The 15,800-nt window shown below is 58.9% G+C and carries 14 protein-coding genes; 6 read left to right on the top strand and 8 right to left on the bottom strand.

Features of this window, described 5'->3' with window-relative positions:
• Nucleotides 1-40: 40 nt before the first annotated feature.
• The 3 genes from E2L06_RS11260 to E2L06_RS11250 form a co-directional block, all read right to left on the bottom strand.
• On the bottom strand, nucleotides 41-808 hold the full coding sequence (locus tag E2L06_RS11260; protein ID WP_138781442.1) for a hypothetical protein: 768 nt from the start codon (nucleotides 806-808) through the stop codon (nucleotides 41-43).
• An 86-nt stretch (nucleotides 809-894) separates the two neighbouring features.
• Complete coding sequence (locus tag E2L06_RS11255; protein ID WP_138781440.1) at nucleotides 895-1,677, bottom strand: YihY/virulence factor BrkB family protein; 783 nt, start codon at nucleotides 1,675-1,677, stop codon at nucleotides 895-897.
• 133 nt (nucleotides 1,678-1,810) lie between these two features.
• Entirely contained in the window at nucleotides 1,811-2,554 is a 744-nt protein-coding gene (locus E2L06_RS11250; protein ID WP_138781438.1) for a CAP domain-containing protein, read from the bottom strand.
• A 160-nt stretch (nucleotides 2,555-2,714) separates the two neighbouring features.
• Here E2L06_RS11250 and E2L06_RS11245 point away from each other — a divergent pair, with 160 nt between their 5' ends.
• A complete protein-coding gene (locus E2L06_RS11245; RefSeq protein WP_138781436.1) occupies nucleotides 2,715-3,434 on the top strand; it encodes an SCO family protein in 720 nt (239 codons plus the stop codon).
• Between the two features lie 43 nt (nucleotides 3,435-3,477).
• Here E2L06_RS11245 and E2L06_RS11240 read toward each other — a convergent pair whose 3' ends face one another.
• Nucleotides 3,478-3,798 carry a lycopene cyclase domain-containing protein gene (locus E2L06_RS11240; protein ID WP_138781434.1) on the bottom strand — a complete coding sequence of 107 codons (321 nt, stop codon included), beginning with the start codon at nucleotides 3,796-3,798 and terminating at the stop codon, nucleotides 3,478-3,480.
• A 103-nt stretch (nucleotides 3,799-3,901) separates the two neighbouring features.
• Between E2L06_RS11240 and E2L06_RS11235 the strand changes: the two genes are divergently transcribed.
• A complete protein-coding gene (locus E2L06_RS11235; RefSeq protein WP_138781432.1) occupies nucleotides 3,902-5,059 on the top strand; it encodes a CBS domain-containing protein in 1,158 nt (385 codons plus the stop codon).
• A 106-nt stretch (nucleotides 5,060-5,165) separates the two neighbouring features.
• Here E2L06_RS11235 and radB read toward each other — a convergent pair whose 3' ends face one another.
• The gene (radB, locus tag E2L06_RS11230) at nucleotides 5,166-5,903 is read right to left on the bottom strand and encodes a DNA repair and recombination protein RadB (protein WP_138781430.1); all 738 of its coding nucleotides are present in this window, start codon (nucleotides 5,901-5,903) and stop codon (nucleotides 5,166-5,168) included.
• 177 nt (nucleotides 5,904-6,080) lie between these two features.
• Nucleotides 6,081-7,220 (bottom strand): CAP domain-containing protein, encoded by a 1,140-nt coding sequence (locus E2L06_RS11225; RefSeq protein ID WP_171052349.1) that lies wholly within the window; start codon nucleotides 7,218-7,220, stop codon nucleotides 6,081-6,083.
• 371 nt (nucleotides 7,221-7,591) lie between these two features.
• Here E2L06_RS11225 and E2L06_RS11220 point away from each other — a divergent pair, with 371 nt between their 5' ends.
• Together E2L06_RS11220 and E2L06_RS11215 are read left to right on the top strand one after the other, a co-directional pair.
• Entirely contained in the window at nucleotides 7,592-8,833 is a 1,242-nt protein-coding gene (locus E2L06_RS11220; RefSeq protein WP_138781426.1) for an RNA-guided endonuclease TnpB family protein, read from the top strand.
• A 67-nt stretch (nucleotides 8,834-8,900) separates the two neighbouring features.
• Nucleotides 8,901-9,677: a hypothetical protein gene (locus E2L06_RS11215; protein WP_138781424.1), complete on the top strand. Its 777-nt coding sequence runs from the start codon at nucleotides 8,901-8,903 to the stop codon at nucleotides 9,675-9,677.
• A 112-nt stretch (nucleotides 9,678-9,789) separates the two neighbouring features.
• Here the strand turns inward: E2L06_RS11215 and E2L06_RS11210 are convergent, their stop codons facing one another.
• Nucleotides 9,790-11,649: a PGF-CTERM sorting domain-containing protein gene (locus E2L06_RS11210; RefSeq protein ID WP_138781422.1), complete on the bottom strand. Its 1,860-nt coding sequence runs from the start codon at nucleotides 11,647-11,649 to the stop codon at nucleotides 9,790-9,792.
• A gap of 628 nt (nucleotides 11,650-12,277) precedes the next feature.
• Here E2L06_RS11210 and E2L06_RS11205 point away from each other — a divergent pair.
• Nucleotides 12,278-12,709 (top strand): toxin transporter, encoded by a 432-nt coding sequence (locus tag E2L06_RS11205; RefSeq protein ID WP_138781420.1) that lies wholly within the window; start codon nucleotides 12,278-12,280, stop codon nucleotides 12,707-12,709.
• Nucleotides 12,710-13,646: 937 nt separating this feature from the next.
• On the top strand, nucleotides 13,647-14,096 hold the full coding sequence (locus E2L06_RS11200; RefSeq protein WP_138781418.1) for a toxin transporter: 450 nt from the start codon (nucleotides 13,647-13,649) through the stop codon (nucleotides 14,094-14,096).
• Nucleotides 14,097-14,333: 237 nt separating this feature from the next.
• Here E2L06_RS11200 and E2L06_RS11195 read toward each other — a convergent pair whose 3' ends face one another.
• Complete coding sequence (locus tag E2L06_RS11195) at nucleotides 14,334-15,392, bottom strand: surface glycoprotein (protein WP_138781416.1); 1,059 nt, start codon at nucleotides 15,390-15,392, stop codon at nucleotides 14,334-14,336.
• Nucleotides 15,393-15,800 lie beyond the last annotated feature (408 nt).

The raw sequence follows: 15,800 nt of genomic DNA, 5'->3' as shown, positions 1-15,800 counted from the left end.
CGACGAGCCTCGAGCAATGCGGCCTCGAAACGGAGCCGTGCTATCGCGAGAAGAGATTTTTGAGGCGACCGAGCAGTCCCGGACTATCGTCGCTGTCACCGTCGTCGTTGCTTGCTTCGGGGACTGCGTTGCGGTCGATCGAGCCGGCCAGTGGGCCGGCATCGTCGGGCACGTCGGCATCGCCATCGGTGCCGCCAGCACCTGTCCCCGACGTCTCGAGGTCGTCCAGCGAGAGATCCACCTCGTCGATCTCGGGGGTCGACTCTCGGCCCTCGCCGGCCTCGGCAGCCCGGACGTCCGCGCCGGTGACGGTCCCCTCTTCGACGCGAGCAGCCAGGTCCTCGAGCGAGGCGTTGTCGGGCAGACTCGAGGCGGTGGCATCGACCGTCGCCGTGTCGGCCGCGGCCGAGTCGGTTCCGGACTGGGCATCGGTGTCGTCGGCTGGGTCCGCATCCGGCTCGCTTTCGGTAGTCGTGCGCTCGGCCGTCGGAGTCGCGGTCGCGGCTCCTGTGTCTGACTGACTGTCGTCAGTCGTCTCGTCGGCTGCCGGAACGTCGTCCTCGTCGAACGTGGTCGTGACGGCGTCGTCCTCGTCGAACGTGGTCGTGACGGCGTCGTCCGATTCGCTCGTCGTGACAGTCGCGTCGTCTGAGCCCGCAGACTCGGCTGTCGTTTCGTCGAGCGACGCGAGAATGTCGTCGACGCTTTCCTCTGAGACGACACGCTGGGGACCACCACTTGGCTCGAGACTGTCGCCCGACTCGGCGTCGTCGGCCGTGTCCGGATCGGCTGCATGCTCGTCGCTCATGGTGGCAGTCTGGCGCTGCCGAGGACATAACTGTTCCCCTGTCACGACAGTCCGGAATTCGAGACAGAACGCGGCTCGAGCAGAGGCTACTCCGCAAGCGGAGGCCGCGACTGGACGACGTTGAGGACGGCACCGACGAGGATGATGATCCCGGCGAAGTAGAGCCAGGTGACGAACAGGAGGACGACCCCGACGGCACCGTAGGCCTCGTACTGGGAAGCGTTCGCGGCATAGAGCTGGAACCCTGCCTGCAGGAGCGTCCAGCCGACAGCGGCGAAGACAGCGCCGGGAAGGATCTCGCGGACATCGACCGGAATCGGCGGCAAGACGTAGTAGATCGGCAGGAAAACGAAGACGAGCCCGACCAGCAGCGAAAGCCAGCCCAGAGCACCGACGAACGGGACGGTGTCGGCAACGATCGCAAGCAGCATCCCGATTCCGATCATCAATACGAGCGCGCCCGCGCCGGCGAGGATAACTGTGAGCCCGTCTTTGATTTGGTCGGCTATCGAGTCCTCGGCCACCTCGTCGTAGACCTTGTCGAACGCCAGACTTAGTCCGCGAAAGACCTTGAGCGCACCCCACGCGGCGACGACGAGCGCGATGATGGTCGCTTCAGCGCGCCCGGATTCGGTCGTCAGTGCATCAGTCACGAGTTCTTCGCCTGCCGCCGGGAGAAAGTCGCCGGCGGCGGTGATCAGCTGCTCGGCCGCCTGCTCACCGCCGATCAGCGAGCCAACGACGAGCGCGAGCAAGACCAGCGGGATAAGCGACACGAACGCGTAATACGCGAAGCCGGCTGCGAGGAAGGTCAGATCGCGGTCGCTCGCCGTCCGATAGATCGCGGTGAGCGTCTCGGGAACCTCCATAGGGAACGTACGACGGTGATGCCCAAGAACCTGTAAGTCGTTCGCACTCCCTGTACCGCAAGCGGTATCGGCGTTTTCGCCGCGGCTGTCAGCGATCGTGACTGCCGATTCGCAGATCAGAACTCACGATATCTCACCATTCCTGGCAGAAGTTCTGCCCCGCGTAGACCGCACCGTCGTCGGTGATGTAAACGCCGACACCGGCGCGGTCCCAACTGGGCGTACGCCCCTCCTCGAGAATGGCCTGCCGGTGGGACGTGGAGTTCATCCACTGATTGACTAGCCCGGTCGCGAGTCCCTCGGCGGTTTGGTGTCGAACGATGCCGTCACCGCTGGCCCGGCTGACACGGCGGTCGAGCCACGTTTGGGCGATGTTCTCGCCGTATCCTCGGCAGTAATCGCCGACGTCCTGAAACCGATCGGCTGGCGCTTGCCCGTCCGGATTCCGGTGAGCGAAGTAGTCACGCCGGGCCATATCCACGGTGTGTGCGCGCGAGACGGATGCGACCGTCCCGTCCCACTCGAGGGGCTCGAGGCCGTGGGCGGCCCGTCGCTCGTTGATCTTCGCGTGGACGAAGCTCTCGACGGCTGCGGAGCGTACAACCTCGACGTCGGTCTCGTAACTCGAGTTCCCCGGATCGTCGGGGTCGACGACGGCGGGGGTTCGATCGCCAGCCGGTGGCGGCTCGGGGCTGGGGGAGGGTCCGTCTTCGACGCCGAGGCCATCGAGGAGTTGGGGTGCAAACAGGGCCGTTCCGAGCGCGAGCGAACAGACGAGGACGACGGCGACGAGGAGGTTCACCAGTCCCCGCACCAGTGCGCGGTCGGTGTTCCCGTCCGGGTCGCTCCTCGCCGTTGCAGGCCGCCGGCGATCCATCGCGTCGACAGTTGGCCCGTGGCTACAAGAGAGCCGTGACCGCTCACAGCGGCTGAGACACCCACAGGGGTTGATATAACACCCGCTTATCTCCTGAAATCCGGATTTCGAGGGCTATACCAGATGATGCTTTACGCTGAGACTGCAACGATCGATATCGATGCGCAAACGGACACTGCTTGCGTCAGTTGGCTCCGGTGTCGCACTGAGCCTGAGCGGCTGTATGGGTATGCTGGGCAACGGGAGCGACGGCGGGTCGAATACGTATCTCGACGCCCAAGAGTGGGATGGGGTCGATGACCCGTCCAAACTCCCATTCCCGACACATGGCCAGGAACTCCCGTCAGCGACCCTGCCGGCACCGTTGCGGGACGGCGCCGAGGTCTCGATGCCTGACGACTTCGAGACGGATCTGCTGGTGACGTTCATTTACACGACCTGCATGACGATGTGTCCGCGCCTGACCAGTCTTATGGCGCATACGCAGGACTACGCACGCGAGGAAAGTTACAGTGACCAGGTGTCATTCGTCGAGACAACGTTCGACCCCGAACGGGACGACGCCGACGCCTTCAGCCAGTGGGCGGACAAACACCGGGTCGAAATGGACGACGATAACTGGTACTTCCTGCGGCCCGAGACCAAGGACCGCGCCAAGGAGGTCGTCCAGGACGGGTACGGCGTGTATTTCACCAAAACGGAGCCGGAGGACATGGACGCCTACATGTTCTCGCACACAGGCGTGATCCTCCTCGCGAACAGGGACGGATACGTCGAACGCGCCTACAAACTCCAGGCCCAACGGAATCCCGAGTCGCCGCGAGTGACCAGGCAGGAGATCAACGACGATCTGGCGACGCTGCGCGAACGAGAAGGCTGATCCAGTCAGCACGCGGTTATTGCTGCCTGAACCATGCGCACGCTCACCCGGAGGGGCTGTTCTCTGTCCTGTCGCCGAAGATTGTCTCATGGACCCCGACGACGAGCCCGGGGACGACCGCCATGAACAGGTGTTCCTCGAGCGGGATGCCGGCGATGTCGATGCCGGTCCGGAGTTTGATGTCGAAGACGCCGACAGCGAGCGTGTATCGGTCCCAGACGTAGGCGATGGGGTACAACGCGAGGATCGTGACCGCTGCCTTCCGGAGCGCGTTCGCGCGACGTAACAGGATGGCGGCGACGGTACCCCACACGATCTCGGTGACGAGGTAGGTGTACCGGCCGAAGACGCTGATGTCGAGCATCGGCTGCAATTCAACGGCAGCTATAAAAACCCCTGGGCTGGAGCCACCCGGACAAAACGGGCAGTATCTTAAATACCTGGGGGCAGTACATCAGGACAGACAGATGAATATCGCTGATATCGCCACTACGGAGTTTATCGAAGTCGACGCTGGCACGCGCATGGGGAAAGTCCGTTCACAGTTCGAGAACGGCAACCCCAAGGGAATTATCGTCACCAACGATGGGGACTACGAGGGCGTCATCAGCGAGCGGGAGATCCTCCAGTCCCACGTCGAGGACGACGCCAAGGTGTCGGCACTCACCAAACCAAGCCGAAGCACGCCATCGCCCAAGGTCGACCGCCAAGAGGACGTCCGGGAGACCGCACGCGTCCTCGTCGAGAGCAACGCGAAGGTCGCACCCGTCTTCGAACACGGCGAGCTCTGGGGAGTCATCAGCAACGACGACATCCTCGAGGCGGTCCTGGACAACCTCGATGCGCTCACCGTCGAGGACATCTACACCGACGATCCGGTCACGCTCCGCGAGGACGATGGGGTCGGCAAGGCGATCAATCTCCTCCGCGAGCACGGTATCTCTCGACTGCCGATTCTCAACGAGAACGGCTACCTCTCGGGTGTCGTAACCACCCACGACATCGCGGACTTCGTCATCCGCAAAAGCGACACGACGACGACCGGTGACCGGGTCGGCGACAGCCAGCGGATGCTCGACGTCCCCGTCTACGACATCATGAACAGCCCCGTCGAGACGACGACGCTCGATGCCACCGCCAAGGAAGCCGCCGAGGCGATGCTCAAGGACGATTACGCGGGCCTGATGGTCACGCCGGCGGACGACGACCGCGTCGTCATCGGCATTATCACCAAGACGGACATCCTGCGCGCGCTGACGTTTACCGAGGAAGAGCACATGGACGTCCAGATCACCAACATCTCGATGCTCGATACCATCACCCGGGAGTCGATCGTCCAGAGCATCGAGGACGTCTCGGACAAGTACGCCGACATGCAGGTGATGCACGCCCACGTCCGCTTCCACGAACACAACGAGAAACTCCGTGGCACCCCGCTCGTCCAGTCGCAGATCCGCCTGCGTACCAACAAGGGCCAGGTCGCCGGCACCGGCGAAGGCTACGGCGCCGAGAACGCATTCCGGGTCGCACTGGATAAACTCGAGCGCAACGTCTTAGAACTCAAAGGCGTCACCAGCGACGAGGAGTACCGCGGCCAGCTCCTGCGGAAGCTCAACGAGATCTAGGTCAGTCTCGCTTGGACGACGGCGGTCGCATTTTTTGCGCGTGGATGGTGACGGACAGCGGATGCCACAGAATGAAAGCACTCGTAGGTGATCGAACGCCCGCCGCTCAGGGACGGCTCATTTCGTCGACGCCCTCGAGCCCGGCTGCCGTAATCCGGAACTGGACCGATTCCCCGGCGGGTTTCGAGCGGTGTTTCTCGAGCGTCGCCCGTCGGTTGCCACCACGGAAGCGCTCGAGGCGGACGACGGCACCGGTCCAGTGTTCCAAGGTATTGCCGCCAAGCCCGCGGGTACGATCCGAGTCCGGATCGGAAAAGACCTGATTCGTCAGAACGACCGCAAGATCGTGTTTCCGCGCCAGTGAGAGGAGGTGTGTCACCTGCCGGGTGACGCTGCGCAACGCCTCGCCCTCGTCGCCGTCGGCGGTGCGCTCGAGTCGGTAGAAGCCGGTCGCGCTGTCTAACACGATCAGGTCGGCACGTTCGGCGAACTCCTCGGCGTCGCGGACGGCCTCGGCTTGCTCTTCGAAGTCCAGGACGTCTTCGATGACGATCCGTGAAGCGACCGCCTCGATGTCGTCGCCAGCGTCGGCGCGCGATCGAACCGGTCCGTCGTCGACGGCGGCTTCGAGCAACTGCTGGAAGCGGTCGACGGAGATGCCTTCGGTGTCGATATAGACGACCGTCCCGCCGTCGACGGCCGTTTCGACGGCTGCTGACAGCGCGAGGTTGGTCTTCCCGGCAGCCGGTGGACCGTACAACTGCGTGACAGTCCCGCGTTCGAACCCCTCACCGAGCAACTCGTCGACCGGGTCACAGCCGGTCGAAATCGCCTCGTCGGTCACGGTTCGAGTTGGCCGGCTGTGAGGAAAAAGGCCCCGGAACCGGCCGACGATCGGTATCGACTGTCGTCTGCGATCGGTATTCGACAGGCTACTCTCGTATATCGGCCTGCGAACGGTCGTGGGATGATCCCACTCACGACGAGTGAGTGAAAAAATGCCGCGGCGTGTAGACGACGATTAGCAGAAGTTCTGCGTAGCGTACACTTTGCCGTCGTCAGTGACGTAGACGCCGATACCCTCGTTTTCCCACTGGGGTGCGAGGATGTTCTCTCGGTGACCCGGCGAGTTCATCCACTGGGTGACGATTGCGTTCGCGAGTTCGGTTTCGGAGGTGTACGTGTCGGTTCCGCCGTCAGTTCGCACGGGCGTGTCGTACCACGTCTGCGCGATGTTCTCGCCGCCAGTGTAGTACGTGTTGCCGCTGCCATCGACACGGCACGTGTATCCCGCGTCGGCGTACCGATCGGCGAAATTATCGCCTTCAGGGCTCGTGTGCGAGAAGTAGCCTCGCTCGGCCATGTCTCGGCTGTGATCTCGTGCGATGTCACGGAGTTCCGTGTCGAACGCCAATTCGTTCAGGCCACGCGCGGTTCGCTCGTCGTTGACGGCCTCGTGAATCCCACGCTCGACAGCGGCGCGATCGAAGCCGCCGTCGGTCTCCTCCTCAGTCGCGGGTTCGGTCTGATCGCCGTCACGGTCTTCTGTTGTCGTGTCGGCGTCAGTCTCCTCGTCGGTCTCGAGCTCATCGAACCAACTCGAGTCGGTCGTATCGTCGGTCGACTGTTCGTTCGTCTCGTTCGCATCCTCAGCATCGGAGCTGGAGTCAGTGTCAACCGATTCGTCGGAATCCTCGGTCTTCGTCTCGTCACTGTCGGACGAGTCATCGGTCGTGTCACTCGTCTCTTCAGCCGGCTCCTCGACCTCGTCGGCTTCGTCGCTGTCGCTCTCGTCCGCGGTCTGGTCAGTGTCGTCGTCCGTAGTCGTCTCGGTGTCACTGTCGCCCGAGCCGGGCGAATCCGGTCCTGTCTCCGACGGCTCGTCGCTATCGACAGTATCCGAGTCGTGATCAGTACAGTCGGAGAGGCTGTCAGGGACTGTGTATCCGTACGCACTGAAAATACTGGCTAGACGTGTCTCGAGCGGAGAACAGGAGTTGGCCTGTTCCTGCTGGAATTGTGACGTTACAGTCTTACTATTCGTCGTCGTGATCTGGTTCGAATTTGTAACGGCGGTGTCGGCCATGTCCGTTCCCGTGGCGGATGGCGCGGCCGCTGCAACGCCCGGCCCGACCATACTCACCAAGAGAACCGCAACCATCGTGAGGGATATCCCTCGTCTCGATATTCGGCTCATCAACACGTATATTCAGAAAATCACCGATCATGAACTGTCTCCTGTATCTATTCAGTCTTTATGAGTGAACTCAGAGCACGGTATACAACGACCGCTACTGCGGTTTCTCCCGGTTTTGAACATCGATAGTCAACGAGTGGAGTAGTGCTCCGTGACACCCTCGAGGCCGGTGATTCCGTGGGGTTCCTCTGTCGACTCTGCGGTCAGGACACGCCATCCGTGTACATTTATATCAGGTAGCAATGCAAATACCCTGGCCCACCGTGGCTGGGGATGAAGCTGACACCCGGTGATACAAACCAATAAATGTATGTATAGTTAATTGATAGATAGCGATAGAACACAGTCACCGCTACCGTGCCTACCCGACAAAAGATGTAGCGGAAGGACTGGACCATCAGGTAGACGTTCATCGCCAACTTTACAACCACGTCCGCTGGGACTACGAAAACAGTCCCGAGGACGACAAGCCAAGCGAGTACGACCAGAACAACAAACTCCCTGAGTGGAAACGTAAGTGGCTGCTGTTCGCGGAAACGCACTCGAAGGCTGCCCAAGCCACGGTTGCCCGCTTCCACCGCAACCTCTCGAACCTTCGGAAGAAGAAAGAGAAGGGGTACAACGTTGGTCGGCTCAAACGACAACCTCCCGCCGACTACCGGAGTGTTACGTACAATCAGTCTGGCTTTGACCTCGATGACAAGAGGGGCCGGGACGGATATGCATACGTGCGCTTCAGCAAAGTCGGCTGGATAAAAATCCGCTACCACCGCCCGCTCCCAGAACACACCACGACGAAAGAAGCTACGTTCAAGAAAGAACGGACAGGCGAATGGTATGTGACATTCAGTCTCGAAACCGACGACACTGATTTGCCCGAGAAACCCGCGTTGGAGTCGCTCGACACGAGCAACAGTGTGGGTATTGACCTTGGCATACAGAACTACATCCATACTAGCGACGGGAAGACCGTGGATTGGCTTGATCTCGATGACGAGTACGAACGACTCCGGCGCGAGCAACGCAAGTTGTCGCGGAAGGAACACGGCAGTCAGAACTATAAAAAGCAACGGCGAACGGTCGCCAAAGCGAAGCGGAAGATTCGTCGGACGGTGCTGGACTACCAGCACAAGCTTACAACGTGGCTCGCCAAAGAGTACGACGCCATATTCGTGGAAGACCTCAACGTAGCCGGAATGCTTCAGGACGACAGGAACGCTCGGAACAAGCAGGACGCGGCGTGGCGACAGTTCATCACGCTTCTCGAATACAAAGGGAATTTGTACGGCACGCATGTCGTGCAGGTCGAACCCGAGGGGACAACGAAAGAGTGTGCGAAGTGTGGTGGTGAAACGCTGAAACGCATCTGGATGCGCGAGCATTCGTGCCCTGCGTGTGGGTTCGAGACAGACAGGGACGCGAACGCGGCGATGAACGTTCTTCAACGCGGCTTTTTTGAATTAGGGCAGGGATGGCCCGAATCCACGCCTGTGGAGACTGTGACCGCTACGGACACGGCACAATTTGAGTCCATGTCTGCAAGTCACGTCATCGAAACAGGAACACCGAACCCGTGAGGAACGGATGCCCCGCGCCACCGTGCGCGGGGTAACATTCACTCATCGTGAGACCGAACTCCACAGTGTGATCGTCGTCGCCACGTCAGATTTCGAAGTGTACCACGGCGTCGTCAATGAGCTCCGCGAGCGCGGGACGACGTTTACGACCGTTGAGCCCGACGAGGAGCTCCCGGATCACACCGACGTCGTCGTCACCGGGCCCGATCATGTCGACGATTTCGGTGCCGTCCCAACGATTGTCGCCGATCCGGACGCGCCCCGGCGTGCGGTCGATCAGGCGCTGGCCGCAGTTCGTGGCGACGGCGGCCGGACGATCATCGGCGTCGATCCAGGACGCAACCCTGGCATCGCCGTCCTCACCGGCGAAACGGTCGTCGCGGCGTTTCAGGTTCCGCTCGGCGACGCCGTTGACTTGATTCGGCGCGAGGCCGACGAGGCACCATCCCCCATCGTCCGAATCGGCAACGGCTCCCGCCTCGAGAGCGCGAAACTGGTCAACGAACTCGATACTGTGCGAGTTGAACTCGTCGACGAGACGGGGACAACCCCCTATCTCGGAACGGGCACGCGAGGTATGGGTGACGTCCTCGCGGCCGTCAATATCGCACGCCGCGAGGGCGATGTCGTCGACGCGCGCGAGATCGAGCCGACAGAAGGCGAGTTACAGGTGATCAAGGACCGCTCGCGCGAGCAAAGCGAGGAAAACCGGGCGATCGACGAACTGCTGGCCCGACGCGTTGCCGCCGGCGAGTTGACGATCGATGAAGCACTCGCGGAGCACCGTGACGACGAGTCGGAGTCGGATCTCGAACCGTCGGACGCCGATGACGGAAGAGACTGAATAACGAGCGTTCGATCACCCGGCTCGTCGATAGCCGACCATACGCGAACGGCCGAGCGGGCGAAAACCGGCCGGCCAGTTCGGGCCGGAATTGCTACGTTAGCGATACTGGTCAGCGTTCTTTGCGTATCGCGAGCAGTGCAGCAGCGAGCAACGCAATGAGGGTAACGGCGACGCCGAACCCAGGGATCGAATTGTCCGTCTCGTCGGACGGAGCGGTGGTCGGCTCATCGGTGGCCACTTCGTCAGCCGTCTCGTCACCAGCGTCGGTGTCAGTCCGCATGGCCTCGTCGTCAGTCACGTTGCCGTTCGTCTCGTCACCAGTCGTGTCGGATTTCTTGCCAGCTTTCTTCTTGGTCGTCCCGTTGGCGGTATCGCCTCCGGACCCGTTTTCGACCGTTTCACTGCCGGTCCCATCGTCGCTCTCTGCAGTGTCGCCGCTCGTATCGACAGTCGCCTCGACGTCGGCGAACCGTACATTTCTGTTCCGTTGAACCGTTATGTGAGACGCGTTCGCACTCGCGTTGCGCTCGGCGACGGCGATCGCAGCCCGTTGTTGATTCCTGTTTTCTTGGGTGATGAACTGGATCTGTTCGAACCGGGCGCTCGAGTACTGTTCGTCGCTGGTCCGCTGGTCGTTCTCGGCGTTCTTGCCGTCGCTCCCGAGCGTGATCGGTGCCGTCCCGCGAATGGCGTCTCCGCCGATCGTCAGCGTCGTTTCGTTGGTAATCACGGTTCCGGCGTTAGCAGTGACGTTTTCATAGATGGACGCTGCAGTCGTCACGCCGATCTGTTCGTTGTAATTGCGCTGTTCGGCCAGCTGGATCGCAGTCGCATTGCTTCCGTCGAGCGCGATCGCGACTGCCGCACTCTGCAAATTAATGTTCACCTGTTCTGAGTGTTGGTACTGCGTCACACTGACGTCGGCTGCTTCGCTTTCGTCTTCATCATCGTGGAAAATCTCGCTCCCCGTCGTCAGCATGCTCTTGTCGGTTCCGTCCGCCGTGGCGATGTTCATCCCTGCCATCGACTCGAGATGGGAAAGCGTTTCGACGGACGCGTACTGTTCGTTGAGATTCGTTTGATCGGTGAGCTGGACGGCCGTCGCAACGGAGTTGTTTCCGACCGCGATCGCGACTGCCGTCCCCTGCTGGTTCTGGTTGATCTGTGAGAGGGTCTGTGACTGATCGATGGTTGCCTGTGCGGACTGGCCGGCAGCCCCGGCGGCAGCGCCAGTCTCGCGGAGGGTCGTCGATCCCTGCTGTCGATTCTTGTTGGTCTGTGTGGAGCGTTGATACGCCAGTGCGGTGCTCTCGTTCTCGGCGAGTGCGACGGCGATGCTTTGGTCGTTGAAATTAACCTGACTAACGTTTTGCTGTTGGGTGGTTGAGGCCTCAGTCGGCAGTCCGCTGTCCCGACCGCTGCTATTGGTCTCGTCACGGACGCTCCACCCATCGAACCCTCGATCGTCACTATTACCGAAGACGATGTGCACGTCGCCGACGTTTTCGAAGCTGAGATCTTGGGATGGGGCTATGGTGCTCTCGGCAGTCGCCTCACCAACCTGGCTGTTCGTGTTCTGTTGTGTCTCCTCCTGGATGGCGGTTGCCTCCCCGCCGTCGATCGCGATGGAGACTGCCCCTCCCTGCTGATTGAGATTTACCTTTTCGACGTTCTGGTACTGCACGATGTCGGCAATCGACTCCTGATTGGCCTCGACGCTTGGGTCGGTCGGGGTCGCCACCTGGGACTCGAGAAACTCATCAAGCGACCGATTCCCCAGATCCGCACCGAAGACGAAGTAGAGTTCGTCGTCGTTCTCGAGTGTCTGTACGGCCTCAGCCGTCGAACCCGGTTCGGCTGACGTCTCGGTTGTCTCTGCGGCAACAGCGGTCCCGGCTCCAGCTCCGGCCATCGAGAGGACGACCAGCGCAGCGACAAACAGTGCTGTCGGACTCGAGAGTCTCGTCATAAGCTCTTGTTGTCCTGTCCAGACACCTGTGCTGAGAGTCTGTTCGTATTGACTGTCATCGGTATAAACTGCTAACAGCCGGACACAGTCTTTGTTATCTAGCAGTTATAAGAACGCAGCAGCCAACTACCAGCGGGACAAGAGTTTCACTGAATAAAACTCACAAAGTCATCAAACAGCGTTCGAAGAAATGGCTGACTATATGCCTGAAACCACAAGACACGGGTGAGACAGAACAAGCGTAAGCGGGTGCCGATCACCACACTGTATACATCAATAACATTTCATATTGTGCATATTCATTATAAGGATGTGTATCGAAAATAACGGATTGATTTGATCGTGAAAGGTGACTATATTTCGGAGTTAAGTCTCTGTATTTATTTGTTGATGATTTGATATCGAACTCGTACAGAGGATAGTCAGAGATGCAAGAATGCTGTTTTCTGGGCCTTAGATTGGCCAATTCGGCGTTTTAGGCGAAACTGTTCCTGGGGTTCATATTCATCTCCAAGGTGATTCTCACCTGGGCAACGTGCCATAGCGGTGAACAATCGAGTCCACTGATGAGGGGTTGGCGACGAGTCGAGTCAGATGATCCGACACGTATGCCCGACACGCAAAAACTATGAAACGCGCACTCACGCTCGCACTGACGGTAGCATTGATCGGCAGCCTCACGTTCATGGGGTTCGCTGGAACAGCGGCCGCGGCTGACTTCCAGAACGACGCTGGCGTCGACCAAGATACGGATGCGGCGACTGATCAGGCCCAAGACACCGATCAGTCGTCCGAGCAAGACGGCGAGAACGAACAGGACCAGGAGGCTGAGCAGGAGAACGAGCTTGACCAGGGTGACAACATCGCACTGGCTGGCAGCGGTGGTGCGTATGCATTCAACAACGCTGACCAGACGAACAAGCTCCACCAGGATCAGAAGGCCAAGAACGACCTGGAGAACAAGCCAGATGCTGACCAGAAGCAGAAAGGGAAGACTGGTGCAGGTAGCATCGCTGTCCCGATCACCAACCTGACCGACTTCGTCAACGCCGCACTGTAACGCTGCGGTAAAACCATATCCGATTTTCGTTCCGCGTTTTTTCCGTCACTGTTCTTGAATTCGGAGACGAGTCTCTCACGAGAACAGCTACTCACACTACCACACATCAAGCAGCTGATTACTGAATCAGTGGCAAAGATAACTCAGCGATCGTCGCCGTTCTCGAGATCGTGCTACTTCATCCGTCATATTCGGTTCGGCTAGCGACCCAGCTGTCTCTGCAGCAACAGCGATCCCGACTCTGTTCCGGCTATTGATCCGGGGTGCTGTCTCGAGTTTCCGTCCCACCCTAGCACGGTCGCAGGGTGTTGTCATTGAATCGACACTCTGATAATATGTAGTATTATAGTGGTTTTAGACTACTAATTCGAGTGCTTGCATTTACTATAATATATTGAAAAAGACCATATGTCGCTAACATTGCGGGAGATACTGTAGTATCGAGAAACGCACTACTGAGAGAAGAATTGCAACCAGGCGTCGAACCATCTTACGGGGAAACATTCGGCTGTACGGTTGAAACTGCAAGACACGGACAGAATGAAACAACTGTAAATAAGTACCGATCAGTCTATTGTATCCATTAGTGTCTCTTCAGATTTGCAGTATTCGGTGCTCGATTGTCCAGTAGAAATGAATTAGAATCATCATCTATTAGAACTGACTTTATTCTGAACGTGTATCAAAATATTCGTTTTTGTATTTATGGATGCTGAATTCAACTAGTCGATATTCAGAGATCCGAGAACATCGTTTTGATATCTTTTGATGAACTAATTCGGCGTTTTAGCCGAAACCGTTCCCGGGGTTCATATTCATCTCCGCGGTGGCTACCAGTTGGGCAACGTGCTATAGCGGAGCGAGATTGGTAGCGGCGAGAAGAGACTAGTGACGGGTCGAATCTGATTGACACGTGCGCCCGTACACGGCTATAACTATGAAACGCGCACTCACACTCGCACTGACGGTAGCAGTGATCGGCGGCCTCACATTCGTGGGGGTCGCTGGAACAGCGGCCGCAGGCGACTTCCAGAACAACGCTGGCGTCGATACCGACAATAGCGTCAACCAAGATACGGAGGCGACGACTGACCAGAACCAAGACATCGATCAGTCGAACGACCAAAACGTCGAGAACGACCAAGACCAAGAGGCTGAGCAGTCGAACGAGGCTGACCAAGGTGACAACATCGCACTGGCTGGCGACGGTAATGCGAATGCAGTCAACAACGCTAATCAGAGGAACAACCTCAACCAGCGCCAGAGCACCAACAACGATCTAGACAACCAGCCAAACGCCAACCAGCGCCAGAACAGCAATACTGATGCAAACAGTGTCGCTGTCCCAATAACTAACCTGGAGGACTTCGTCAACGCTGCACTGTAACACCGCGGTAAAATCCATCTCCGGTTTTCGGTCCACGTTTTTTGTCGCAGTTGATCCCGGGCCCAAAACCAAGCGGATCACGGGAACCGTTATGGATGCCGAGAAATAGCAACGCGATCTCCTGTAGCGGTGCCTCAGCTGCCGTCGTCAAGTAAGTACCAGACTGCTCACTGCACAATCGCAGTGTCGGTAAAAATGAAATCGGAGTGGCCGAAGCGATTCGGTAGTTACTGCAGTTTAGTTCTGCTGACGGAACGCCAGCATAGCTGCTCCGAGGAGGGCAACCAGGGCGACGCCGACGCCGAACCCGGGCATACTGTCACCGCTGTTCGACTGCGACGCGTCCTCATCCTGATCGTTGTTAGCGTCTTGGTCGTTCGACTGATCGACGTTTTGGTCCTGATTTGTTTCCGCAGACGTATCCTGGTCAGTGCTCGCATCGTTCGAGACTCCCGACTCAGTGCTGTCATCGCCGTCAGCGGCGTCGTCACCTGCGTCCGACTTGTCCTTCTCACCTTTCTCGGTGTAGTCTTTGTCACCTTTCTTCTTGTCGTGCTTGGTGTCGTCTCCCTTCTCGTCGTGTTTGTTCTTCATGTCTGGGTCCACGGTGGCCGAGTCGGACACGGGGACGAAGTTTCCGGCGTCTTCATCGTAGGCCTGGAGCGGTTCATCGTCGACGAAAATCGTCGCTGTGACCTCGGTCTGTGCTGTGATCTTCGACGTGTCGACCGTGATATCTTCGTTCGTCCCGGTTAGGTCGGTCGCACGACCGAGCTCGTTGCCGTCCGCATCAGTCAGGACGACGTCGAACTCGGTGTCGTTATCGTCGCCATCCAGCAGGCTCGCTGTGTCGACAGTGACCTGCTCGAGCGTGCCCTTCGCGGATTTCTGATCGGACAGCTCGATAGTGGCATCGTAGACCATCGCGTCATCGTCGTCTATTTCGTCGCCGCCCTCTTCTGTGTAGAGCGTCGCAGTGTACTCTCCCGGTCCGTCAGGGGTCGCGAAGATAGCAGCATCCGTGGCATTCACAGGAATTACCGTTTCATCCACGACCGCTCCGGACTCGTCTGTGACCTCGAGGTACTGTCCTTCCTGGGCATAAATGGGCCCAACGACCATGGTGTCCGAACCGTTATAGACACCGATGGCCTGATCGTTGAACGTTACACTGTCTTCGGTTTGTGCCGCTGCCCCGCCTGCAAACGCTACGGACATCGCAATTACGGACAGGACCATGAGTCCTGCCAGCACTACTGCGCGTCCTTTTTCGAGAGTGGTCGGTTTGGTTGTCATTTTGTATTATATGTCTGTTTTCGGTTGGTTAGAGGCCGAGTCGACTCTCAGCGTCGTGAGCTCGCGAGTCTAGCCCTGACAGAGTCAGTCGCTGACTCGTGAAGAACGCGGACGTACCCGTCCCTGCCCCCGCGACGTTCGCGAGGGCAGTACTTTCTGTCCGGCGCAACCGTTCGATTTCGTGTACCATCTGTCTCACTCACCCTTTCGGGGTGAAACAGCGTATTGCGAGTGGTAACTTTAATATACACAGCAATGAGTTCGGAATAGATTGGTTACCATCTCGAATTAACTGCCTAACCTGACTCTCAGACGTAACTATCAATCGCGGGAGCCACAGTCGACTCGTGCAAGAAGGGCTTTGATCCCGCGGCCACATCGGATCGGTCAGGACGCGATATTCCAGTC

The sequence above is a fragment of the Haloterrigena sp. H1 genome, assembly GCF_005938085.1.
In the GTDB taxonomy this organism is placed as follows: Archaea; Halobacteriota; Halobacteria; order Halobacteriales; family Natrialbaceae; genus Natrinema.
The sequence above is the reverse complement of the archived record's forward strand: the minus strand, read 5'-3'. Positions and strand labels throughout refer to the sequence as shown.